This window comes from Streptomyces sp. NPDC005496 (genome assembly GCF_042872045.1).
Classification (GTDB): domain Bacteria; phylum Actinomycetota; class Actinomycetes; order Streptomycetales; family Streptomycetaceae; genus Streptomyces.
On record NZ_JBIAJQ010000012.1, the window covers coordinates 276,275 to 299,196 of the forward strand.

At 69.8% G+C, this 22,922-nt stretch carries 22 protein-coding genes and 1 pseudogene; 17 read left to right on the forward strand and 6 right to left on the reverse strand.

All coding sequences use genetic code 11. From position 1 onward, the window contains the following. Positions 1–4: 4 nt before the first annotated feature. Together ACFYQQ_RS32455 and ACFYQQ_RS32460 are read right to left on the reverse strand one after the other, a co-directional pair. Entirely contained in the window at positions 5–2,200 is a 2,196-nt protein-coding gene (locus ACFYQQ_RS32455) for a SpoIIE family protein phosphatase (protein WP_355793827.1), read from the reverse strand. A gap of 301 nt (positions 2,201–2,501) precedes the next feature. Next, positions 2,502–2,906, reverse strand: coding sequence for a hypothetical protein (locus ACFYQQ_RS32460; RefSeq protein ID WP_388906186.1), 405 nt, complete (start codon positions 2,904–2,906; stop codon positions 2,502–2,504). 417 nt (positions 2,907–3,323) lie between these two features. On the opposite strand from ACFYQQ_RS32460, the gene ACFYQQ_RS32465 reads away from it, so the two are divergent. Beyond that, positions 3,324–4,670, forward strand: a complete 1,347-nt coding sequence (locus ACFYQQ_RS32465) for an aminotransferase class V-fold PLP-dependent enzyme (protein WP_356243923.1) — start codon at positions 3,324–3,326, stop codon at positions 4,668–4,670. A 161-nt stretch (positions 4,671–4,831) separates the two neighbouring features. Here the strand turns inward: ACFYQQ_RS32465 and ACFYQQ_RS32470 are convergent, their stop codons facing one another. Then, positions 4,832–5,254 (reverse strand): helix-turn-helix domain-containing protein, encoded by a 423-nt coding sequence (locus tag ACFYQQ_RS32470; RefSeq protein WP_355795318.1) that lies wholly within the window; start codon positions 5,252–5,254, stop codon positions 4,832–4,834. A gap of 86 nt (positions 5,255–5,340) precedes the next feature. Here ACFYQQ_RS32470 and ACFYQQ_RS32475 point away from each other — a divergent pair, with 86 nt between their 5' ends. The 4 genes from ACFYQQ_RS32475 (at position 5,341) to ACFYQQ_RS32490 (ending at position 9,013) form a co-directional block, all read left to right on the forward strand. Beyond that, positions 5,341–6,156 (forward strand): NmrA family transcriptional regulator, encoded by an 816-nt coding sequence (locus tag ACFYQQ_RS32475; protein WP_356176258.1) that lies wholly within the window; start codon positions 5,341–5,343, stop codon positions 6,154–6,156. A gap of 121 nt (positions 6,157–6,277) precedes the next feature. Continuing rightward, the gene (locus ACFYQQ_RS32480; protein ID WP_388906190.1) at positions 6,278–6,772 is read left to right on the forward strand and encodes a hypothetical protein; all 495 of its coding nucleotides are present in this window, start codon (positions 6,278–6,280) and stop codon (positions 6,770–6,772) included. Between the two features lie 140 nt (positions 6,773–6,912). Next, a complete protein-coding gene (locus tag ACFYQQ_RS32485; RefSeq protein ID WP_355793602.1) occupies positions 6,913–7,398 on the forward strand; it encodes a hypothetical protein in 486 nt (161 codons plus the stop codon). Between the two features lie 427 nt (positions 7,399–7,825). Continuing rightward, positions 7,826–9,013, forward strand: a complete 1,188-nt coding sequence (locus ACFYQQ_RS32490; protein WP_355793604.1) for an Ig-like domain-containing protein — start codon at positions 7,826–7,828, stop codon at positions 9,011–9,013. A 356-nt stretch (positions 9,014–9,369) separates the two neighbouring features. Here ACFYQQ_RS32490 and ACFYQQ_RS32495 read toward each other — a convergent pair whose 3' ends face one another. After that, the gene (locus tag ACFYQQ_RS32495; RefSeq protein WP_356243928.1) at positions 9,370–10,044 is read right to left on the reverse strand and encodes a hypothetical protein; all 675 of its coding nucleotides are present in this window, start codon (positions 10,042–10,044) and stop codon (positions 9,370–9,372) included. A gap of 288 nt (positions 10,045–10,332) precedes the next feature. Between ACFYQQ_RS32495 and ACFYQQ_RS32500 the strand changes: the two genes are divergently transcribed. The 8 genes from ACFYQQ_RS32500 to ACFYQQ_RS32535 all read left to right on the forward strand — a co-directional run bounded on the left by ACFYQQ_RS32500 (position 10,333) and on the right by ACFYQQ_RS32535 (position 16,717). After that, positions 10,333–11,076 carry a cupin domain-containing protein gene (locus ACFYQQ_RS32500; RefSeq protein WP_355795803.1) on the forward strand — a complete coding sequence of 248 codons (744 nt, stop codon included), beginning with the start codon at positions 10,333–10,335 and terminating at the stop codon, positions 11,074–11,076. Continuing rightward, positions 11,073–12,152: a phage holin family protein gene (locus tag ACFYQQ_RS32505; protein ID WP_388906195.1), complete on the forward strand. Its 1,080-nt coding sequence runs from the start codon at positions 11,073–11,075 to the stop codon at positions 12,150–12,152. The genes ACFYQQ_RS32500 and ACFYQQ_RS32505 overlap by 4 nt, the downstream gene beginning before the upstream one ends. Then, positions 12,149–13,237, forward strand: a complete 1,089-nt coding sequence (locus ACFYQQ_RS32510; protein ID WP_356176274.1) for a hypothetical protein — start codon at positions 12,149–12,151, stop codon at positions 13,235–13,237. The genes ACFYQQ_RS32505 and ACFYQQ_RS32510 overlap by 4 nt, the downstream gene beginning before the upstream one ends. Position 13,238: 1 nt before the next feature. Beyond that, entirely contained in the window at positions 13,239–13,391 is a 153-nt protein-coding gene (locus tag ACFYQQ_RS32515; protein ID WP_356243941.1) for a hypothetical protein, read from the forward strand. A gap of 1 nt (position 13,392) precedes the next feature. After that, positions 13,393–14,256 (forward strand): hypothetical protein, encoded by an 864-nt coding sequence (locus tag ACFYQQ_RS32520; RefSeq protein ID WP_388906199.1) that lies wholly within the window; start codon positions 13,393–13,395, stop codon positions 14,254–14,256. A gap of 52 nt (positions 14,257–14,308) precedes the next feature. Beyond that, positions 14,309–14,815 carry a hypothetical protein gene (locus ACFYQQ_RS32525; RefSeq protein ID WP_356243946.1) on the forward strand — a complete coding sequence of 169 codons (507 nt, stop codon included), beginning with the start codon at positions 14,309–14,311 and terminating at the stop codon, positions 14,813–14,815. 127 nt (positions 14,816–14,942) lie between these two features. Continuing rightward, a complete protein-coding gene (locus ACFYQQ_RS32530) occupies positions 14,943–15,425 on the forward strand; it encodes a hypothetical protein (protein ID WP_388906202.1) in 483 nt (160 codons plus the stop codon). Then, positions 15,422–16,717, forward strand: a complete 1,296-nt coding sequence (locus tag ACFYQQ_RS32535; protein ID WP_388906205.1) for an asparagine synthetase B family protein — start codon at positions 15,422–15,424, stop codon at positions 16,715–16,717. Before ACFYQQ_RS32530 ends, ACFYQQ_RS32535 begins: the two co-directional genes overlap by 4 nt. Before the next feature lie 142 nt (positions 16,718–16,859). Here the strand turns inward: ACFYQQ_RS32535 and ACFYQQ_RS32540 are convergent, their stop codons facing one another. Then, positions 16,860–17,540, reverse strand: a complete 681-nt coding sequence (locus tag ACFYQQ_RS32540) for an NAD(P)H oxidoreductase (RefSeq protein WP_355793663.1) — start codon at positions 17,538–17,540, stop codon at positions 16,860–16,862. A 108-nt stretch (positions 17,541–17,648) separates the two neighbouring features. Here ACFYQQ_RS32540 and ACFYQQ_RS32545 point away from each other — a divergent pair, with 108 nt between their 5' ends. Continuing rightward, complete coding sequence (locus ACFYQQ_RS32545; RefSeq protein ID WP_355793665.1) at positions 17,649–18,617, forward strand: AraC family transcriptional regulator; 969 nt, start codon at positions 17,649–17,651, stop codon at positions 18,615–18,617. A 108-nt stretch (positions 18,618–18,725) separates the two neighbouring features. Here ACFYQQ_RS32545 and ACFYQQ_RS32550 read toward each other — a convergent pair. Beyond that, positions 18,726–19,152, reverse strand: a pseudogene (locus ACFYQQ_RS32550) (transposase); the annotation flags it as partial. A gap of 76 nt (positions 19,153–19,228) precedes the next feature. Between ACFYQQ_RS32550 and ACFYQQ_RS32555 the strand changes: the two are divergent. The 3 genes from ACFYQQ_RS32555 (at position 19,229) to ACFYQQ_RS32565 (ending at position 22,727) form a co-directional block, all read left to right on the forward strand. Continuing rightward, positions 19,229–19,855, forward strand: a complete 627-nt coding sequence (locus ACFYQQ_RS32555; RefSeq protein WP_356243952.1) for a nucleotidyltransferase family protein — start codon at positions 19,229–19,231, stop codon at positions 19,853–19,855. A 332-nt stretch (positions 19,856–20,187) separates the two neighbouring features. After that, complete coding sequence (locus tag ACFYQQ_RS32560) at positions 20,188–21,930, forward strand: endo-1,4-beta-xylanase (protein ID WP_388906245.1); 1,743 nt, start codon at positions 20,188–20,190, stop codon at positions 21,928–21,930. Positions 21,931–22,394: 464 nt separating this feature from the next. Further along, entirely contained in the window at positions 22,395–22,727 is a 333-nt protein-coding gene (locus ACFYQQ_RS32565) for a hypothetical protein (RefSeq protein ID WP_355781991.1), read from the forward strand. The last annotated feature ends 195 nt before the right edge of the window (positions 22,728–22,922 follow it).

The window sequence follows — 22,922 nt, forward strand, 5'->3', positions numbered from 1 at the left end:
GGCGTCACCTCGCGACTTCCGCCCAAACCACCTTGCCGGTGTCGGTCCACCGCACCCCCCACCGCGTGGTGAGCCTGTGCACGATCTGCAGCCCGCGCCCTCCGTCGTCGAGCAGGTCGCCCCTGCGCAGACGCGGCCTGCCGTTGCCGGTGTCGCCGACCTCGCACAGCAGGCCGTGACCGGCCCTGATCAGTCGTACGGTGACGGGACCGGATGCGAAGCGCACCGCGTTGGTGACCAGCTCGCTGACCATCAGAGCCACATCGTCCCGTACGTCGTTCCGGGCGCGCCATTGCCGCAGCAGTGTGGAGACGTGCGCACGGGCTCGGGCAGGAGCGTCGTCGCGCGCGGGCAGCCGCCAGGTCGCGGTGTCCTCCTTGCGGTAGCCGATCATCCGCACGAGCAGCAGGGTGATGTCGTCGCGCTGACGCCCGGGTGCCAGAGTGGAGACGACGTGCCGCGCGGCCTGCTGCAGGGTGTCCCAGGGATGCACCGTGGACAGGACTTCCGCCAGTTTGCCGATCCCATCGTCGATCGAGAGGGCCGGATCCTCCACGAGGCCGTCGGTGTACAGGGCGAGCAGGGAGCCCGGAGGCGCGCTGAACGTGTACACGTCGAACGGTTCCCGTAGAGCGAACTCGGCGCCGAGACCGGGGTGTGGGCTCACCGCGAGCGGCCCCGCGCGGCCGGTCGGAAGCACCAGAACCGGGGGGAGGTGACCCGCGCTGGAGAGCGCCACCTGATGGCTCACCGGGTCGTAGAGCGCTATGCAGCAGGTGGAGCCGAGGGCGCTGTAGCCGGCCGTCAGTCCGGACTCCGCGTCGTCCAGCAGCGTGACGGTCTTGTCCAGGTGCTCCAGCACCTCGTCGGGTGCCAGTCCCGCCGACAGGAGCGCGCGGGCCTCCATGCTCAGCTGGCCCATGGTCGCCGCGGCTCCCAGTCCGTGGCCTACGACGTCGCCGACCACCAGTGCGGTACGGCCGTCCGGCAGCGGAAAGCTGTTCACCCAGTCCCCGCCGACGCCCGCGCTGTCCGGGGTCGCGGGCTGATAGACGCTGGCGATCTCCATGGTGTTGCCGCCCGTCCGAGGCAGCAGTCGGCGCTGCAACGCCAGCACCTGGGTGTGTTCGCGCTGGTGCTGACGGGCCAGATCGACGTGATGGGCGGTCCTGGCCACCAGTTCCTGCAGGTCGAACAGCTCGCTGTCCTGGAAGGGGATGTCCGCCCGCCGCCAGACCTCCGCCACGCCCAGTACGACGGGCGGCGTGCCGTCCAGGACCAGCGGGAGGCATGCCACGCTCGCCGACCGGTCGCCGGGCACCAGGGCGCGTATCACCCGCGGGCTGCCGAGCAGGCGCCTGATGGCCTCCCGCTCGGGTATGACGATGGCTTGCGGCGAATCATTGCGACGTACCGCCTGCGCCAGCAGGCGACTCGCGTCGCTCGGAAGATCGTCACCCGGAGTCACGTACCCCTCCGGCCATACCCGGTCGGGCACCAGGGCCGCCCGTCGTAGCCGAATGCGTCCCTGCGCCTTGTCGGTGACTCCTTCACCCGTCCACACGGCGTAGTCGAGGTCCACGGCGGCCACATCCCCCCAGGCCAACAAGGACTCGGCCAGCGACTGGGCGGTCTCGCCGATGTCCAGCGAGGTGCCGATCGCGGTCTCGGCGGCGTAGAGGTGCAGCCGCTTGGCCATGGCGATCAGGGAGACGGTCAAGCCTTCCTGGGGCGCGGCTGCGGGCAGGATGCTCATGGAGACGACCAGCTCCGACCCGTCGCCGCGTCGTAGTCGCTGGATGCGGGCGACGTGGGCCTCGCCGATCTCCAGGACCTGCTGCAACCGCCGCGTGACCGTCGGTACGTCCCCCGGAGGCAGAAGGTCGGCGAAAGAACTCCCGACCGTGACGTCCAGCCCCGCGAACACGACGGCGTCCAGATTGCAGTGGGTGATCTTCAGGTCGCTGTCCAGGTTGACCACGCCGAGAATCTGCTCCTGACGGTCGGCTGCTGGATCGCCGGATACGCGAGGGCGGGCGGCACGGTCGCCCCGCGCGTCGCCAGAGCCACTGGCCGTATCGCCGGAGCCGCCGGCCGTCGCCGCTCCACCGCGCGGAACGTAGCGCCCGAGGGCACTGCTGACCAGGTCGAACGGCGATGAGGACGACGGGGAGGGGGAGGGCGAGGGTGTGGAGTCCATGCGGCTCTCTCACAATCCCCGGGGCGGCGCCGGGGCGACTATTCGGACCGGTGCGACGGAGCCCCGAGATCTCCCGACACACACCTCATTGAATAACACGAGGGGTCGCTTCGCCCACATCAGCTGATTGTTACGTGAATATGGACAGCTCGTGCCGTTTACGGCGAAAGTGTGATCGTCACCCAGTGTCACCGTTCACGGTGCAGGCCGGCCTCTGCGGACCATCGGCCACGTCGAAGCCCCCGCTGCGGCGTGGTGGCCGGCGGGGGCGTCACGAGGTGGCGGTAGAGCCCGGGCGTGATCAGGCGGAGGCGACATTCGGCCACCCGATGTCACCCGCGGGGACGGCGGTGGGTGCGGTGGGCCAGCCGATGTTGCCGGCCTGGATCGCGGTGGGGGAGGTGGGCCAGCCGATGTCACCCGCGGGGACGGCGGTGGGTGCGGTGGGCCAGCCGATGTCTCCGGCCTGGATCGCGGTGGGGGAGGTGGGCCACCCGATGTCACCCGCGGGGACGGCGGTGGGGGCGGACGGCCAGCCGATGTCACCCGCGGGGACGGCGGTCGGGGCGGACGGCCAGCCGATGTTGCCGGCCTGGACGGTGTGGGCCAGGCGGCTGGTGTCCGCGGCGTGGGTGGCGGTGGTGATGGTGAGGGCGGCCGCGGTGAGGGCGGTGATGGTGGCGGCGATGCGGACGATGCGGTTCATGGCGGGTTCTCCCTTGGGTGTGTCAATTTCGTGTTCGGGGCTTGGCAACCTTCTGCCAAGAAGATTGGCAACGCATTCTCGTGAATGGGTGGGGAATGGATCGCATTTGACTCGACGCGCCCGCCAGAACCACTCCACAGCCAGCACCTGACGACCCCACGTGCCTCATCAAATGGGCTCTGGCCTGGGGTTATGTGGCGTGTTGGTGGGTCGGGAAAGCCTTTGGCAATGCTTGGCAACCCCTCGAAAAGAAAGCCGGAAACACCCGAGCCGGCACCGGTGGGGGTGACGTTTTGTCGGTTTGCCTTGAGTGCGGCCGGAGCCCATGTTGCCAACTCCCATTCTTTCCAGGCAATGTATTGCCAAGAAGGAGGCAACACATTGCCTCATGGGTGTTGTTGACGGGGGAGGCCCACAGTGAACGCGATACACCTCGATCAGCTGCGGGTGGATCTGAACACCGCCGGCGCCGGCGCCCTGTCTCCTGCGGTGGCGGAGGTGATGGCTCGCTGGACGCGGGTGGAGGACCGGGAGGGCCCGCTGGTGGTGCAGGAGCGTCTCGCGGACGTCCTGTACGGGGAGTTGCCGCGCCGGCTGGGCGTCCTGCTGGGTGCGCCGGCCGGGGATGTGGTGGTGTGTGGCGGGGGCGATCAGGCGTTCACGGCGGTGATGTCCCGCCTGCCGCTGCATCCTGGGGAGCGTGTGTGGGTGAGCCCGTACGCCTCGCCCGCTCAGCTGTCTGCACTGTTCGCGCTGCGTGCGCGTACCCGCTGCCGGATCGAGGTCATCGCGCAGGACGCGGACGGGGAGGTTGATGTGGCGTGGATGGCCCGCCACCTCGATGAGGACGTCGCTCTGGTGTGCCTGCCGTACGTGTCGGCGGTCTGCGGCACCGTCCAACCCGTCCACGAGGTCGGGGCCCTGCTGGCCGGGCACCGCTGCCTCTACGCGGTCGACGCCTCCCACGCGGTTGGACAACTACCCCTGGATGTGGCCGCCTTCGGCTGTGACCTGCTCACCGGGGACGGCTGGCGTTTCCTGCGCGGCCCCCACGGCGCCGGGTTCGCCTACGCCGCACCGCGCCTGCACGAGGTCCTGGCCCCGCACGGCGGCCTGCCTCCCCTGTCGGCGCCCGCTCCGGCCCTCGCCTCCCTCAACGCCGCTCTCACCCATCACCCCACCCCTGGCACCGGTACCAGCACCGACGGCGGCATCACCCCCGGCACCGACGCTGGAGGTGCCGTCGGCACGAACCCCGGCACCGACCCCGGCACCAGGATTGCGCAGTTGGCGTCTTCGCTGCGCGCCGCGGTCCAGAGCAGTCCCGGTAGCGAACTGATCGCCGAAGGCGGCCGGCACAGCGGCATCGTCACCTTCCGCCACGCCCGGGTACCCGCTGCCGTGCTGCGCCGCCGTCTCGCGGACCGCAGCATTCTGGTGGGCAAGATCGTCGCCGATGAGAGCCCGCTCTACCTGCCTCGGCGCGGCATCATCACCGCCGTCCGGGTCAGCGTCAGTCATGACAACACCCCTGGCGACATCGCCCTGTTCGCCAGCGCCCTGTATGACGCCATCGCCCAGGGGTACTCACAGACCCCCTCTGAACAGCGCACCGCCCCCACGCTGCGCAGCCTCGCCGCGCTGCGGGCCCCGTCCATGTTGCGCGTTGTTCCGGATCCGCCCACGGTCCGGGCTCCGATTGCGGCGTGCGTACCGGCTCCGTCGTCCGTGTCGCCCCGTCATATCCGGCTGCGGCCTGCGTAACGCTCCCCTCGCAGGTGTTGGATGCGGTGCTCTCCGGGAAGACCGCCGCCCGCCCGACCGGGCTCGGCCGGCTCTTCACCTGCTGGTCCATACGTGAACTCGTTGCCTAGCTGCGGGAAGTGCACGGCCGCGTCATCCGGATCGGTCGCGAAGCTGTTGGGCTAGTGGATGTTGTGGCCGGGGTGTTGTCGGTCATAGGCGTGTCGGGCGTCGGCAATGGCGGGGCGGTGTGTGAGGGACCAGTCGGCGAGTGCTTTGACGAGGTGGGTCAGGCTGGCGCCGGTTTCGGTGAGGCGGTAGTCGACCTGGGCGGGAACGGTTGGGTAGACGGTGCGTTGGACGAGTCCGTCGCGTTCGAGTCTGCGGACGGTGAGGGTCAGCATGCGCTGGGAGATGCCGTCGATCGCGCGCTGAAGTTGACGAAAGCGCCGGGGTCCGCCGGCGAGTTCCACGATCACCAGGACGGACCACTTGTCGCCGACCCGGTCCAGCACGTCACGTATGCCGCAGTCGGGGTGCTCTGGTTGTCCGCAGGGGTCGAGGTCGGCCGCTTGGGGGGTTACTGCGGTGTGCGTGAGTGACATCCAACTGCCTTCTTGTGGCCGGTGGGCGGGCGGGTCAGGATCCCATCGTAGTTACGGAAAAGAACCACGAAGGAGACCCCGACCTCATGATCTTGGTGACCGGAGCGAACGGACAGCTGGGCGCACTCACTCTGGCTGCATTGCGTGTCCGTAAGTCGGATGCGGTCGGCGGTAGCCGCACGCCCGGTGAGGGGATGCGGCACGTGGACTTCGACAAGCCCTCCACGATCGACCTGACGGGTGTCACCACCCTGGTGCTGGTCTCCGCCGGTTACGCGGAGGACGATGTGGTCGTCGGGCGGCATGCGGACGTAGTTGCGGCGGCCGTCCGTGACGGTGTGCGGCACATCATCTACACAAGCCTGACCGGCTCGGGTGATCACCTGGGTTTCGCGCTGGCTCACCGGGTGAGTGAGCGGTTGGTCATGGACAGCGGTCTGGGCTGGACGATTTTGCGCAACGGCCTGTACGCCGAGCTGTTCGGCGCGTTGTTGATGTGGGACGGCGGCATGCTGGAATCCGCTTTCGGCGCGGGGGCGCTGGCTGCCGTTGCGCGTGAGGACCTGGCCGACGTGGCGGCAATCGTCGCGCACGATGCACCCCGCCACGCGGGGCGCGTCTACGACCTCGTCGGCACACCGGTCACCGCGGGCGTCGTCGCCGCGCAATTGCAGGCGGGGCACCGCACGATCGGGCTGGGCGAGTACCGGCGCAGGCTCCTCGACACCCCCGGGCTCTTGCCGTTCCAGCCGCCCATGCTGTCCTCCATCGCCACCAGTGTCCGGCACGGCTTCCTCGCGGCCAGTGGTACGGATCTGCAAGACCTTCTCGATCACCCCGCCCGCGACACGCTGACCGTCGCCGCCGCTGCGGCCCGCGCAGCACGGCCGCACGCCGCCTGACCTCCTGCCGCGCACCAGCACGTAACCCGCTTTCGGATCCGACGGCAACGATGCGGCGGCCTCCACGAAGCCTTCGGAATTGTGGTCGACGGGGTCATCTCGTGCGGGGGATCATGCGCGGATGTCGTTGACCGAATCTCCTTCCGATGTTTTGCAGGACGTTGCCGCTCTGTGCGGGGTCGGCGAGGTTCGCGCGTATGAGGTCGTCGAGGCCGCGTGCGCTGCGCTGGTCGCCGGGCTGGACAGCCCCACGCTTCGCATGCTGGCCGGATGCACGCGGGGTGAGGCGGATTACGACGTGCCTGAGTTGCTTCCCGCCGTATGCGAGGAGCTAAGCCTCGTGTTCAGCCCGCGTGGCAGTGTCGCCGCGGACGAAGCGGCGGTGCGGGCGCTGGCGCGCCGGCTGCTGGCGGGCACGATGACGCCGTGGGAGCTCACCTGGCAGGTCCACCAGAGGTTCGGCCACCAGTTGCCCCTGGCCGAGCGCCTTGCCGCCCTGGATGACGAGTACGGCGTCCTGGAAGACGGGGCCGCGGTGGCCGAGGTCGATGCCGAGGTCAGGGCCGAAGCCCGGCGCGTGGCCGATCATCGGCCGGGATACGGCGGGCTGTCGTAGCGGCCGGACTGGAGCAGGAGCCTGGCCGCTGGGCGTGGACTGGCTTCTTCGGGCAGCGGGTCGGCGGGTTGCGGGCCGGTGGCAGGCACAGTGTTCCGATGCGTGGTTGATGGGGTGGGGGCCCTGGTGGGGATACTGGCGTGGTGTTGTTGAAGTGGATCGCCGAGGTCGCCGACGAGCCTTTGGTACTGGAGCCCGGTGACCGGCGTCTGGAGTGGGAGACGAACACGTGGTCGCTCACGGCGCACGATGAGGACAGGCGGTCGTTGTCGGTAGGCGACGTGGTCGCGGCGTTTGAGCGCACGGCCTCGGTGATCCGAGACCGTGTTCACGGGCTGGGCTTTGTCGGGGCGGCGACGTTCTACGTGTGGCACGACCGGCAGGCCGGGCAGCTTCGGTGCTCCACCGGCTCCGTGCCCGCACACTTGTTGCCGTTCGGCACGCCCTTTGTGCCCTGTGATGATCTGGGTCGGGTCGTCGAGGGGTATCTGGTGGACGGCGCCCCGGGTGTCATCGCCTGCTCCGACCTTCAAGACGTGCACAACGACTCCGGGCAGAACGCGCCGGGGACGCAGTCTGTGCCTTTCAACGTCTGGGTCAGCAGTGTGGGAACCACCGCTCTATGACAAGGCGCTGGCCCTCCACAAAGACGAAGCGGCCGACGACGGCTGCTGCTGTGGTGCCGGTGAAAGGGAAGGGCGAACGCCGGCCTGCTGGTGAGCGTCGGGGCCGGGAGCGCTTGTCAGTGCGGCACCCCTTGAGCGGCCATCTGGCACCGCCCTAACGATCAGGTCACCGCGAGGCCTCTCCCTGTAGGCCTCTACACCGGTGGGGGAGAGCTGATCGATCACACGCCACCCCACGTCGGGCGGGTCTCAATGGGTGTGCACTCAATGTGTGAAAACCGCCACAAACCGTTCACCAAAACGGTCTAATAGGCAAAAATGATCCGTTGGAGCTGATTGCCCTTCTCTGTTGATCAGCGATGGGCTTCAAAGACCGGCGGCATGGGAGAAGCGTTTGATCACCGCACGCAATCGAGGCGCCGTGCTTATGGCTTCGGCCGGAGCCCTCGTGCTCACGGCCCTGGCCGGTACCGGCTACGCCGCCACCGGCGACACCGGGGCCCACCCGGAAACGCGGGGGTCGGCGCATCAGACGGACACCCAGGACGTCTCCGACGCCCGAATAAGGATCACGCCCAGTGGGGCCCACGGCATCGGAATCAACGACCCCGTGAATGTCACCGTCAGCGACGGCACCCTCACCAAGGTGACCATGACCGCCGTCGCGACCGGTACGGAGGTTCCGGGCACCCTGTCCGAGGACGGCACGTCCTGGACGCCGGACGGCCCACTGAGACAGGCCACCCGATATCAGGTCGCCGCGGAGGCCCAGGATACGAAGGGCCGCTCCGCCGAGGAAAACACCGCGATCTCCACGGTCTCCCCGGCCAACGACTTCCTCGGCCACCTCTTCCCCGAGAACGGCTCGACCGTCGGCGTGGGCATGCCCGTGACCTTCAACTTCGACACGGCGATCGGCGACAAGGACGGCGTGAAGTCGAAGATCCAGGTCAGTTCAAGCAGCGGCGAGAAGATCGTCGGACACTGGCTCAACAACAGCCGACTGGACTTCCGCCCCGAGCACTACTGGAAGCCCGGCTCCACCGTCACCGTCAAGATGAACCTCGACGGCCTCCAGGAGACGGCTACGTTCAAGATCGGCCGGAGCCAGGTCAGCACCGTAGACGCCAAGACGATGCAGATGTCCGTCGTACGGGACGGCAAGACGATCAAGACCATCCCCATCTCGTCCGGCAGCGCCGAGCACCCGACGTACAACGGCCAGATGGTCATCTCCGAGAAGTACCGGCATGTCCACATGAACGCTGCGACCGTCGGCCTCACGGAAAAGGACGGTAAGCCCTCCTACGACATCAAGGCCGTGCCGCACGCCATGCGCCTCACGGACTCGGGCACGTTCATCCACGGCAACTACTGGGGCGGCGACTCGGTCTTCGGCAAGGTCAACACCAGCCACGGTTGCGTCGGCCTGAAGGACGTCAGGAACGCCGGCGACGGAAAGCAGCCCGCCGCGTGGTTCTTCGACAACTCGATCACCGGTGACGTCGTGATCGTCAAGAATTCGTCGGACAAGGCCACCGTGGCCCCGGACAACGGCCTCAGTGACTGGAACATGCCGTGGAGCACGTGGGTCTCGAGCAGCGCATCGAACTGACGCGAGGTCGCTCGCGTAGGCGAACCTGAATCCTCCTATCGAGGCGCTCAGCGGCCGCCGCCTGGTTCCTGACGACGTCCATACCTGCCACGCGGCCCGCTTGCCCCTGCCGGACCGGCTGTCCAGGACGTGGTCCTCATTCAGGGGTTCAGTCCTCTTCCCCGTGACGCAGCTGATTGTGCTGCACTCCGGCGACCGCGCACAGGGATCTTCCATGAAGAGCGGGTCGGGTTTCATGCCTGGGCCACAGTTCTGTCAATAAGCCCGGCGCTCTCACTACTGAGCTACATGTCGACGCGGCTCGACGCTCGACGCCGAACGTCCGCCCGGACAACCGAGCGGCTGCTGGGACCGCGTCACTTCTCCGGTGGACGCAGTTCGTCGAAGGGGACGCCCGTCGCCCAGCGCACCAGGGCCGCGCCGTCGAGCAGGAGGGTGTTTTCCTGACGTCGAGCCCACTGGACGTCGCGCGTCCGGAAGGTGCCCCGGTGCACGACCAGGTGGACGAGGCGGTCCGGTTCCGACCGTCGGACGCGGGGGAGCGGCGGGTCCTCGTCCGGCAGCGGCTCGGCCACCGGGCGGAAGGCCACGTGCAGTTCGCGGCCGTCGGTGCGGCTCGCGAACAGGCGCGGTCGTTCCGGCTCGGACAGCAGCCGCACCCGCCAGCCGTCCCGGCGCAGCATCCGGGCCACTGCCAGCGCCAGTTCCTGGGTGTCGAGCGCGAACAACTCCCGCTCCGTGTAGTGGCCCTTGCGGCGGCGAGCGCCCGGGCGCAGGTACCGGACCGTGAGCGGGACGGTCACCAGCAGGAGGGCGGCCGCGGCGAGCGGGACGCCGACACCCGCGACCCGGTACCCCACGGCGAGCGCCGCGACGACGGAGCTGACGGTCAGCACCGTCCCGGTGAGGGCGGGCAGCACGTCGCGGAAGGCGGGTCCGGCCATGCCCTGGGCGCGCAGTCGGCGTACGACGTGCCGGGTGCGTGGCCCACGCGAGGGAGGGGGTTGGGACGTCCACGAAAGGCGTGCCACAGTGCCGGCCTCCCCGCTCCCGCGCCCACGGACGCACAATGCATACCCCGGTGCGGTGCCGAACTCCCTTACGGGGCTGAGGAATTGACCGGCGCATCCGGCGCTCAGGGGCGTGCGGAGGCGCACGGCGGGGGTGAAAAGGGCGGTGCCGTGTCCCTGGCCCGTGGGCTGTGTCCACCCGTGGTTCACCGTGGCATCACCCCGGGTTTCGTGCGGACCCTCCCCGCGTTCTCGATCAACGCCTTACCATTCGCGTACTTGCCGGGGTGGGCATGGGGGGAGGAACTCTTGTTCGGTGATGTCCAGGAAGGTGTGCCGGGTGCGGCCGCCACCGCGAAGGGGCCGATCAGCACAAGTGAGTTGCCGGGCGGTGTGCGGCTGTACCGGCTGCTGCCCGACGGTTCGATCGCCCTCGCCGACCGGGACGGTGCCCGTGACCTCGGTCCGGAGCGGGATCTCCTGCGGTTCATCGACGACGGGCAGTTCGCCCACTACCTCGTGGGTGACGCCGCCACCTCGCCGGAGCGTCCCTCCAACGCCACCGTCAAGCTCGGTGTCGTAGGCCCGCGCAGCGCCTTCACCCCGCACGCGCACGGCGGGGAGCACTTCGTCCTCAGCCTGGGCTACGCGTCCTGCGGCCTGTACGACGCCGAGCGCGACCGGGTCACCGAAGTCCCGCTCACGCCGGGCGAGTTGATCAGGATCCCCGAGATGATGCCGCATTCCTTCGCCAATCGGGACACTTCTCCGCTGACGATCCTGGCCGCCAACACGGGTTACGGCATCGACCACGAGGACTACGCGATCACCGCCCCGGAGGCGGACCGCAGAGCGGCGGGCCCGGCGGACGGCACGGTCGCGCCTCCCGGCTCCACCGGCACCGTTGCCCGCACCGACTACCTGGCGCTGGCCGCCGCCCTGCGTGACATCGAACGGGTCCAGCGGTTGAGGGGACCGGGTGTCACCACCGTCAAGGAACGCCTCGCCGCCCGACTGCGGCGGCTGGCCCACCGACTGGAGGGCCCCGCGTGATCTGTCCGCACTGCGAACAGTCCCTGCTGCGCAAGGAACGCCCCGGCAACGTCTGCGGCAAATGCGGCCGCAGGTACGCACTGGACCCCAAGACCAACCCCCTGCGCCTGAACGACCTCCGCGTCCGCCGCGTCGCCGCCAAGCTGACCGAGGAAGGCCGACTGCGCTGCACCACCGGGCAGTTGTGGTACGCCCTGTCCCGCAAGTCGCTGAAGGACAGCGACGCGGAGACGGGCTGTGGCGGAGTGGCCGCCCTGTTCGGCCTCGTCCTCGGCGTCGTCGGGCTGATCAGCGGTGCGGTGCTCTTCGCGGTGCTGGGGGGCCTGCTCCTGGTCACCGCCCTCGGCTTCCTCATCGCGGCGGCGTCGGGGTGGAGACGAGGTCGGGCCCGCGTCTCCCGGGAGTCCTTCCGTACCGCATTGATGCGGCAGTGGACCGACGTCTACGGCTCGCTCCCTCCGGGGGTGATGAGCGACAGGCAGTATCCGTCACCTCGGCCGTCCCCGCGTACCGACAAGGGTCGTGCGGCGGAGGCCCCGGCGTCGGAGCCCGGATCCGGCGGGCTCGTGCTGCTCTGCCCGGACCCCTCCGTCGCCGTATGCATCGATGCCGCCGGCCTGCCCGCCCGCCACGGGCTGCGCCTGGTCGCCACTCCCGACGAACTGCCCGCCGTCCTCGGCCCGTCGAGCCCGGGAACGGTCCTGCTGCTCCACGACGCCGACGCCGCCGGTCTCACCCTCGCCCACCGCGTGCGCGAGGCGTACCCGGAGCACCGGGTCGTGGACCTCGGACTGCCGCCCGACGCCGCGCGGGACCGCCCGAACGCCGTGCCCGTGCGGGGCGAGCCGCCCGGCGACGCCGTCATGGACGTACTGCGACGCAGCGGGGAGTATCCCCCCGACCAGCTGAAGCGGCTGTCCAAGGGGTGGGGGCTGCCGCTGGTCGCCGTCCCGCCCGCCAAGCTGCTCGCGGTCGTCACGCGTGCCGTGGAGCGCGCCGGCACGGCCACCGACCCGGAACGTCGGCGCGCCGCCTCCCTGGGCTTCATGACCTGGCCCGGCGGAGGCGGCGGATGATCTGCCCGCACTGCCAGACCTCCCTGCCGCGCAAGGAACGCACGAACAGCGTGTGCGCCCACTGCGAGCGGGCCTTCGCCCTCGACCCCAAGGTGCACGGCCGGGGCATGCACGACACGCGGATCGCACGCATCGCCCGCACCCACACCGACGAGGGCCGCCGCACGATCACCCTCACCCAGCTGTGGTACCTGGCCCGCGCCGAGAACCGCACCTGGGACGCGGCTGAGCGCAGCGGTCGCCCTCCATGGGTGGGACGCACGGTGGCGGTCGTGCTCGTCGCCGGACTGGCGGTGCTCGCCGTGCGGATGCCGGACACCGCCCACGCCGGGCTGCTGTGGTGGGGGAGCGCGGGCGCGGCCGTCGTCGTGTACCTGCTGGCGAAGGGGCGGCCGTACCGGCCGGCCCGCCGCGCCGGCGCACGCATGGAGCCAGATGCGCACGTATTCCGGAGCATGATGCTCGGGCGTTGGGTGAGTGTCCACGGCGGCTTGCCACCCGGCGTCGTGGACGACGAGACGGCCGGCGACGCCGCGTGCCTGCCCAGGGATCGGGCCCGGCAGGAGCGGACGGTGGCGCTGCTGTGCCCGGACCGGGTGGTACGCGCCTTCCTGTCCGCCAACGACTTCCCGCACCGGCAGGGATTGACCCTCGCGGCCCGGCTCGCCGATGTGCCGCCCACCGGGCCCGTGATCGTCCTGCACGACGCGAGCGCCAGAGGCTTCCAGCTGCTGGCCGACGTTCGCGCGAGCCGCCCCGACGTGGTGGTCGTGGACGCGGGTCTGCCGGTGAAGGCCGTCAGGGGCAACCGCGGGGCCGTCGTCCTGCACGAGACTCCCCCCGAGAGAGTCAGGTCGGGGGAGGCCGGCTGGCTCCGGCGGATGGAACGGCTCGCCCCCGAGGACGCCGCGTGGCTGCGCCAGGGCTGGCTCGGCCCGGTCGCCGCGGTCCCCCCGGCCCTGCTGGAGGCGTCCGTCGCCCGAGCCGTCGAGCGCGCCCGCAGCGCCCCGGAGCCGGCACAACTGCGGGCCGCAGAGCTCGGATTCCTGAGCTGGCCGCAGTCAACCGAGCTGGAGGGAATCTGACATGCGAGTACTCGTCGGGTCGCATGCGGCCGCGCTCTCCAAGGGCGTTGCCGCGCCGGTCGCCGCTCTGCGCGCGGCACCGGCGCGCGGGCACACCGCCGGGCTCCGGCTCCCGAACCAGCCGCAGCCGTCGCCCTGGAAGGACGCGAACTGACATGCCTGCCTTTATCGACCCGCCGGTGTCATCGCGACCGGTCTCGCGCCTGGTTCTGGAGCGGGCGATCGGCGTCGCCGCCCGGCGCGCGACCCTGCCTGGCGGGATCCGCTACACCGAACGGCAGCTGTACTACGAGACCTGCCGCGTCCTGAGGCCCACTCCCGCGCCGCTGCGACGCATCCCGCACAGCCCGCGCCCGCCCCTCAGGCTCCCCCACTTCACCGAGGCGCTGCGGGGACTGGAGCCGGCCGGTCTCCTCCCGCCCCCGCACCGTGCGGCCCCGACGATCGGCGGGCCCGCGCGCGAGCCCGACCTCTACGCCTACGGGCTGCCGCGCCTGCTGATCTGCCAGGACCGTTCCATCGCCTGGATGCTGCTGGCAAACCACGTTCACCTGGAGGCGGCCTGCCCCGTGCTGAGCGCGGCCGACGACCTGCCGCTCGACCCCCGGCTGGTGGGCGCCCTGGAGCGGGCCGAAGGCGCCACCGTGCACGTCCTGCACGACGCGAGCCCCACCGGCGTCACCCTGCCGGCCCGGGTGCGCGAGCAGCTCGGGCCGGTACCCGGAGTACGGGTGGCCTCGCTCGGCCTGGTGCCCCGGCACGCCCGCACCCTGCGCCTGGTGACCGGGCGCGCACCCGGACCCGTCCCCGCACTCGGCGCGCTGCCTCCGGGGCTGCGGCCCGAGGAGGTCGCCTGGCTCGCCGGCGGCCGGTTCGCCGAGGTCGCCTCGGTGGCGCCGGCCCGGCTCCTGCGCGCCGTACTGCGCCTGACCCGCGGCCCCCGCCCTTCCCGGCACTCGGTCTGGGGCGAGCTGCGCGAGCTGCGCACCGCGGGCTTCATGACCTGGCCCGACGCATGATCAGACGCCGCCCCGAGGACCGTATGCCCGAGCACCGCAGACCCGAGGACCGATGAGCATGATCCGCCCCCGCGAAATCGGCTACACCGACGAATTGCTCGCCGACGGCAGCGTCCACCGCACCTACGAGGACGGCCGTCAGGAGTGGCGCCGCCGCGGCCCCGGTGGCGTGGTGGACTGGCATGACGACCGGGGCGGTGCGGGCACCGACGAACTGCTGGGGGACCGGATCGTCAAGCGGCTGCTCGCCGACGGCACCGTGACCTACGGGCGCGACATCGGCTACGGCCGGACGCTGTGGGGCAGCGGCGACACCGTGATGATCAACCGTACGTCGTTCGGCGGCCGGATGGGAGCGATCCTCGTCGGCCTCGGCGTCACCGCCGCCCAGTTGCCACCCGCACACCTGACGCCGGAGGAGGAAGAAGAACTGCGCCAGCAGGCCCAGAGTTCGTCCGCCTCGGGCGGCGACGGCGGCGGGGACGGCGGCGGGGACGACTGGGACGGCGGCGACTGGAGTGACGGCGACGGCGGCTGGAGCGACGACGACTTCGGCTGACCGGTGCGGCGCCCCGGTCCGGACCGGGGCGCCGCGCACCCACCACGACGCCCGTACGCGCACGCTCCACCTCCCGAGGACCGCGCGGGCGCGGCCGGGCACAACGACGAAAGGACTCCCTCGCTCCATGGCACGCTTCTGCGCCTGTCTCGGCCCGGACCCCGGGCACCGCGACGCCCGGCCCACGGCCGCCGACGCCCACCTCACCGCCATGGGAGCCCCACCTCTCGCGCCGGGACTGGCACTGCTGCCCGACGAACCCGGCCACGCCGAAGGCCCGTTCGAGGCGTCCGGAATGCGCGCCGTCGGCGAGGTCACCCTGCACAACCGCGCCGACCTGCTCACCGCGCTCGCCAGGGCCGGCGCCCCCGTCCCGCCCGGCTGCGGCGACGGCGAGGTGCTGCTGCGGCTGTGGGCCCGGCTCGGCGCGCCCGGCGTCGCGCTCGCCGAGGGCATGTTCGCGCTCGCAGTCCTGGACGGCCGCGACCTGGTGCTGATCCGCGACCATGTCGGCGCCCGCACGCTCTTCTACGCCCGCGCCGACGACACGTGGGCCGCCGCCACCTCCTTGCGCGCCTGCGCCGCTGGCCCGCGCTGGGCACCGGGATGAACCTCTCCGCCGTACGCTCCTTCCTCGTTTTCGCCTACCTGCCGGGCGAGGAGACGCTGCTGGAAGGCGTGCGCGAGGTCCTGCCCGGACGGGTCGTGCGGCTGGCCGTCGACGGGACTCTCACCCAACAGGTGTACTGGGAACCCCGCGAGGGCCACGACGAGCCGGGCGGGCCACGACCCGACGACACGTACGCCCTGAAGCTGCGCGCCCTGCTCGAAGAGGCCACCGCACGCCGGCTGCCCGAGGCCGACGCCGTCGCGGTCCTGCTGTCCGGCGGCGTCGACAGCTCCCTCGTCACCGCGCTCGCCGCGAAGCTGCACAGTCACCCCGTGCACACCTACTCCATCAGCTTCGGCGACGAACTCCCCAACGAACTGGGCTACTCCGGGCTCGTCGCCGCCCACTGCCACACCCGGCACCGGGTGCTGACCGTGTCCGGTTCGGCGGTCGCGGCACGGCTCGCCGACACCGCCGCCCTCCTCGACAGCCCCGTCGGCGACCCGCTGACCGTGCCCAACCTGATGCTCGCGGAGGCGGTCGCGGGCGACGGGCACGGCATCGTCCTCAACGGGGAGGGCGGCGACCCCGTGTTCGGCGGTCCCAAGAACCTGCCGATGCTGGTCCAGGAGATGCACGCCGGTGCGCCGGGCGCGGCGGGGACGCCGTGGTACGAGGACCGGGCCACCGCCTATCTGCGCTCCTACCGCAAGTGCTGGACCGACCTCCCCGACCTGCTGACCCCCGAAGCCCTCGCCGCGCTGGACTCCGCCCCGGCCCCACAGCGCTTCGTCGAGCCCTACCTCACCGGCCCGGACCGGATGACCCACCTGCTCGACCAGCTGCTGCACTGCAATCTGCGGACCAAGGGCGCCCACCACATCCTCACCAAAGTCGAACGGCTCACCGCCTCCCAAGGGCTCCAGGGCCGCGCCCCGCTCTTCGACCGGCAGGTCATCGACCACGCCTTCGCCACGCCGCCCGCCCTCAAACTGCGGGGCACGGCCGAGAAGTCGGTGCTGAAGGAGGCCGTACGCGATCTGCTGCCCGCCACCGTGGTGGACCGGCCCAAGAGCGGGATGCGGGTCCCGGTGCAGCAGTGGCTGAGCGGACCGCTGCGCGAACTGGGCAACGATCTGCTGCTCGGGCGCGATGCCCGGCGGCGGGGTCTGTTCAGGCCCGACACCGTGCGCACCTGGATGCGCGGCGAGGGCACGCTGCTGCCGCGCCAGGGCGGCAAGCTGTGGCTCGTACTCACCCTGGAACTGTGGCTGCGGGCGTACGACCTGTGACCGTGGGAACCCCGACGGACCCACCTCGGGGTGCACCGTCTGCCGGTGTCTGCTCCCTGCTCAAATGGCAGGCCACTGTGCAACTGTCCTCGCAACGGAGGGACGTCGACGTGGCCTCTCGTGTTCCTGCGATGCGTGGGCGTCAGGCCGCCACGGGTTCCTGGGCGATGAAAGCCTCCACGAACTCCCCTGTGCGACGGTCGAAAGCCGTGTACTGCGCCTCTCGCTCCGCGCCTGTGATCGCGTCACCGACCACAAGATTGCCTTCACCATCGATGCGCTGGGGGCGTTCTTCCGCGTCGGTGAGCAGGCCGACGGTGGAGCGGGAGAAACCGCAGTAGTAGGCGATGCCCTCGTTCAGGCTGGTTTCGAGGATGGTCCGCATGCCTGCCACGATCGGATCGTCGGCAGTGGCGCCGGCCAGGCCCAGCCAGAGGATGCGCCTGCCGGCGAGGTAGGGCTTGTTGCGGCCATAGGCGAAACCGTAGTTCCATACGCGGTCGATCCAGCCTTTGAGGATGGCGGGCATGCCCTGCCAGTACACCGGGAAGACGGCGACGACGGCATCGGCGTCGAGGACGCGCCGCATGTGGGTGTGCACCTCGTCCGAGTACCTCTTTTCCCGGTTGGCCCAGTCCGGCTGGTCCGCCACGTTCATCCGCGGGTCGAACCCCTCGGCGTGCAAGTCGAGCAGGTCGACGCGGTATCCGGCGGTTTCGAGCTGTGCGGCGGCATGGCGGGCCGTGTGCGCGGTGAGGGAATCGGTGCGGTGGTGTGCGACGACGACGAGGGCTGTTCTGGCACGGCTGTCCTGCTGCCTCACGGTGTCTCCCGGTTGGTCTCGGTCGGCCCGGTGTACGAGTCCACTTCAGCCGCGATGGAGTAGATGATCCATGGGAGAGTCGCTCCGAAACATAGGAGATCGTCTACGGTGCCTCCCATGGATCCTCTGAGTTCTCTGCTGAGCGGCATTCGTGCCGAGGGAGCGGTCGTCAGTCACGTCGTCCTCACGGTGCCCTGGGCCGTCCGCTTCGCGGACATCGCGCCACTCACCATGATCAGCGTGCTGCGGGGCGGGGGTGTTCTACTGCTGTCCGACGGAACGGAACAAGCGATCCACGCGGGCCACACCGCCATCGTGCGCGGACCTGACCCGTTCCACCTCGTGGACCACCCCGCCACCCTGGACGGCTCCCACGCCGCCTACGAGATCACCTGTTTCGCCGACAGCCCCGAGTGCGGTGCGCGGGAACTCGTCGGTATCCAGTGGGGCGCCGACTCGGAGAAGGCGACTGCGCTAATCGTGGGCGCCTATCGTGCATCGGGCCACCGCCACGAGCGGCTGCTGCGTGCCCTGCCCCCTGTTCTGGTGGTCAAGGACGACGCCGAGGTCTGTGCCTGGCTGGAGACGGCCGCCGCCGACGCCGCCCGTCTCTCGGCCGGATCGCAGGCACTGATGGACCGACTCCTCGACTGGGCCCTGGTGTGCACGTTGCGCATCTGGTTCGACAAGGCCGGCGCCGACGCGCCGAGTTGGTACCGAGGCCTTGCCGACCCGGTCCTCGCGCCCGCGCTGCAGTCCTTTCACAACCGGCCCGCCGAACCCTGGACAGTGGCCTCCCTGGCCGCTCAAGCCGGCGTCTCCCGGGCACTGTTCGCCAAGCGCTTCACCCGCCTGATGGGCCGCCCGCCTCTCGCCTACGTCACCGAATGCCGAATGGAGGAGGCCGAGGCGCTGCTGTCCGACACCGACCTCGGCATTGCGCAGATCGCCAGGTCCGTCGGCTATGCCGACGCTTTCGGCTTCAGTGCCGCGTTCAAACGCCACAAGGGCCGAAGCCCCAGCACCTATCGTGCCGGAGTGCTCGCGGCAGCGTCCGGTTCTCGCGGTGCGAAGTAGACGGGCGGTGTGGCAGGTGGGGAGTGGACGCGTACACCATCAGCGAGGGCGGCAACCTGTCCAGCCACGGGCCCCCACGCATGCGCACGAGTCCAGGGGAGGAGTTGCTCACTCTGCGGTTTGCGTGCTCGACGCCCGTATCGACTCAGGCGTCGACCATACGGTGAGGCGACGGTGGCAGATGAGGGCTGCGGAGATGCCCACGAAGGCGAGGAAGTGTTCGGCCTTGCGCTCGCAGCGGCGGTGGAGACGACAGCGGCTGGCGAGCCAGGACACGGTCTTCTCGACGACTCAGCGGTGGCGGCCGAGGCTCTTTTGAAGGCTCGATGCCCTTGCCTGCGACGCGATGGCGGATGCCGCGCTTGCTGAGCCAGCGGCGCAGGTGGTCGTAGTCGTAGCCCTTCTCTCCATGCAGCTTTGCCGGCCTTGGCTGCCCTGGACCGCGACGGGGACGGACGGGCGGAATCCCGCGCACGAGGGATTCCAGGCCGAGCCGGTCGTGCATGTTGCCGCCCGAAATCCCCAGCGAGATCGGCGAGATGAGATTCGTCGGACGAGCCTCGAGGGCGATCTACAGGCGCTATTGGCCCGTCACGTGGTAGGCATGAGCGGTGATTGGTCGCCTTCCGCTCGACGAGCAGCTCGCTGCTCTGAAGTCAGTACTGTCCCGCAACGAGGTGCTGTTGGAGGTGCTGAAGCGCACGGTGGCACTGGGGCTGCCGGGCTGGTATCTGACGGCGGGCTGCGTGTTCCAGACCGTCTGGAACGTGGTCACGGACAGGCCCCCCACCAGTGGGATCAAGGACTATGACGTCTTCTACTTCGACGACCACGATCTGTCGTGGGAAGCAGAGGACGCGGTGATCAAGGCTGCCGCAGCAACCTTTGCCGGGCTGCCGGCAGACGTCGAGGTCCGCAACGAAGCCCGCGTCCACCTTTGGTACGAGCAGAAATTCGGCGTAGCGTGCACCCCGTACGCCTCGACCGAGACTGCCATCGACAACTTCGCGGCTACCACGTGCTGCCTGGGCGTGCGCTTGGAGGGAGACGGGCAGTGGCGCGTCTATGCACCGCACGGGCTCTCCGACGTGTTCAATCTCGTCGTCCGGCCCAATCCAGTGCTGGCCCCGCGTGAGGTGTACGAGACCAAGACGGCCCGCTGGCGGCGAGAATGGCCGGAGCTGACCGTCCTCGATTGGCCTTCGAAGTCCGCCGCTCCGGCCCCTGTCTCATCCTGATGCGCGGAGCTGACGCAAGCGCAAGATGGTGCAGGCGAGTTGAAGCAGGACAGCGTAGCGGATCCGGAGCCGTTTGAATTGGTGGAACCAGGTGCTGGTCCTCCCTTCCCTGGTACATCCCCGTGCCGTCAAGGAAGCGCAGCATGTCGAGGTCGCGCCGCAGGACGGCCTCCACGGGGTTGCTCAAGGCGACCGTCCGTGCAGAGGTCCGTTGCCCGCTCCGCCACACCAGCTGGGACGTGCCACGCAAGGACGCCGTACCCCGTGTGTGATGAACTGTGGCCCGGTTTCGAGACGTTGATCTCGTCTCGAACAAGAGAGTGGGAGGGTTCGTGGACCTTGGTGGGGGGACGTGGCAGCGACTGACCGCCGTGGTGCTCGTCATGGCGGTGGCGGCCGGGTGTACGGGGCAGGGCGAAGGCGCGGGCGGCGGAAACGGCGAAGACCTTCTGCGCAACCACGACTGGACGCAGATGCCGGGGACCACCGCGCGGAACGACATCCTGCGGGTCAGCGCATCGGATCGGCGGATCGTGGAGCAGGACTCCTCCGGCGGCCAGCCCAACCCCCCGCTGAACCTGGCCGGTCCGCATCTCAGGTCCGATGGCGACTTCACCGTCACCGCGCGCATGTCCGGTGTGGGTGACGATGCCGGCGACTCATGGCTGCGGCTGTACGGACGGGTGCCGGTCATCTACGACGAGTGGCGCCAGGAGCGGCCCTCACTCCGCGTCGGTGTGACCGCCGACGGACAAGTGAAGGTACAGATATGGGACGGCGAGGGCGATGAGCCGGCCACCTCCAAGAATTTCGACTGCGGCTGCTCCGGGACGGTGACGCTCGCCGTGTCGAGCATCGGTGACACCTTCCGCGTGAAAGCCGACGGGCGGCGGCTGGGAACCGTGCAGGACCCGGGGGTGTTCGCCGAGGGCACCGTCTGGTTCGGTCTCGAGGCGGACGCGGGCGAAGACGAGCGCCGCGAGGGATGGCGTCTGACGCAACTGACGGCGCGGGCAGAGAGCGGTGACGCGCTCCGCGTGATCAAGGCGCCGCAGCTACGCCAGGAGCAGTCCGACGACTCGCTGCGTGCGCGGGCCGCAGACGTGGGGCGGCCGTTCGACGTCGGCGCCGCCCTGGCCGAGAACCCGCTGCTCACCGACTCACGCTACCGGGCGCTCGCGGGGAGCCAGTTCTCCATGCTCACTCCGGAAAACGCGTTCAAGCCACAGTTCCTCCACCCGCGCCGGGGCGTCTACGACTTCCGCGACGCGGACCTGCTCGTACGCTTCGCCCGCGCGAACGACATGAAGGTGCACGCGCACACCCTCGTCTGGCACGAGGCTCTGCCCGACTGGATGCGGGAGAACGACGACCCCGAGGAGGTGCGCCGGACCATGCTCCGGCACATCGCCACGGTCGCCGGGCACTTCAAGGGAAAGGTCGCGGAATGGGATGTGGTCAACGAGCCCATGTCCGACGACGAGAAGAGCTACACCGACGGGGATCTCGGTCTGCGTTCCGAGCAGAGCCCGTGGTTCGAGGCCATGGGCGAGGAGTACATCGACGAGGCGTTCAGGGCCGCCCACCGCGCTGATCCGAAGGCGCGGTTGTTCCTCAACGAGTACGGGGTCGAGGAGGAAGGCGAGCGGTGGGACGCCCTTTACGATCTGGTCGAGCGGCTCAAGGAACGCGGCGTTCCGATCGACGGCGTGGGTTTCCAGAACCACGAGTACGCACCCGATGACCGCATCGACCCGGAGACCTTCCGCAGCCATGTGCGGGATCTGGCGGAGCTCGGGATTCAGGCGCGGGTGTCGGAGATGGACGTGCCCATAGGTGAGGACGAGGAGGACGGGCGGCAGACCCAGGCTGATGAGATGGCGGGCAAGCTGCGGGTCTGCCTGGAGGAGCCGAACTGCACATCGTTCTCCACGTGGGGATTCACCGACCGGTACGGTTCCACCGCCGACACCAAGATCTATCCTCCGCGCACGGCTGATTCCCTGCCGTGGGACGCGGCCCTACGGCCGAAACTGGCGTACGAGCGCCTGCTCGAGGCTTTTGACGAGGAGTGAGGAATCATTCCTCGGTTTGGTGTCGGTGGTAGTCGGTTGTCCTCGCGCAAGAGGACTTCGTTGCGGGCGTTGCAGCCGTCGGAAGGGATGTCGCCGTCCGTCCAGTGCTTGAAGCTGGTGCGCTGGCAGCCGGTGCGGTCCTCGGGGGCCAGGGGGAGGGCGTCGACGACCAGACCGATCGGCAGCGTCTCCGGCACGAGGCGCTGCGGGGCGTTGACGGCGTGCGCGAAGGGGGGCAGGGGCAGGGCGAGGGTTGCGGCGGCCGCGGTCGCGGCCCGCACCAAAGTGATCATCATGGGCCCCGGTGAGGCGGGTCGGGAGCAGCCGCCAGAAGCCTGTCAGCGCCGGGTTCACCCGACTGGGCACTGGGGTTCACTGGGGAAACGACTCGTCACGACCCGGCGGGAAACTCTATCGAACCACCCGTCGCAAGCCGATACTTTTCTCTGCGAGGGGGATATGGCATGGCATTGGTGAAGAAGGGATCCCGGCGCATCACGGTCGACGGCATCACCTACCGTTGGAGAATCCGCCGGCGCCCGACCTACTGCCAGGCCCTGCTCTGGTCACCACTGACCTACGCGGTCGAACTGGCCGACTCGCCGGGCAGCACGCTGGTAGTCACGACGAACCAGCCGCATCCAAACAACTGGCGGATCGAGTCAGCCAGCGCGGTCGTTCCTTATGCCGTCGCTGACGGCATCCGCATCGCACAGGCCAACGGATGGACTCCAGAGATGCCGGGCTCTCCCTTCCACCTCGACCAGTCAGAAGGTTTCGTCCCCTCCTCATACTGAGCCGTCCCAAGCTGACGGGCTCACCCCTGTGTGATGGGTGAGCCCGTCAGCTTTCCGCTCCCCACATGCCCCCAGTCGGCTCGCTTCGTGAACCAACTGGGGCGAAGGGCAAGCCCGGGGGAGAGCGGGATCGTCATCAGCCCTGCACGATTCCGTCTGCCGGGCCTACTACGATTCCAGCAACAGCCCGACGAG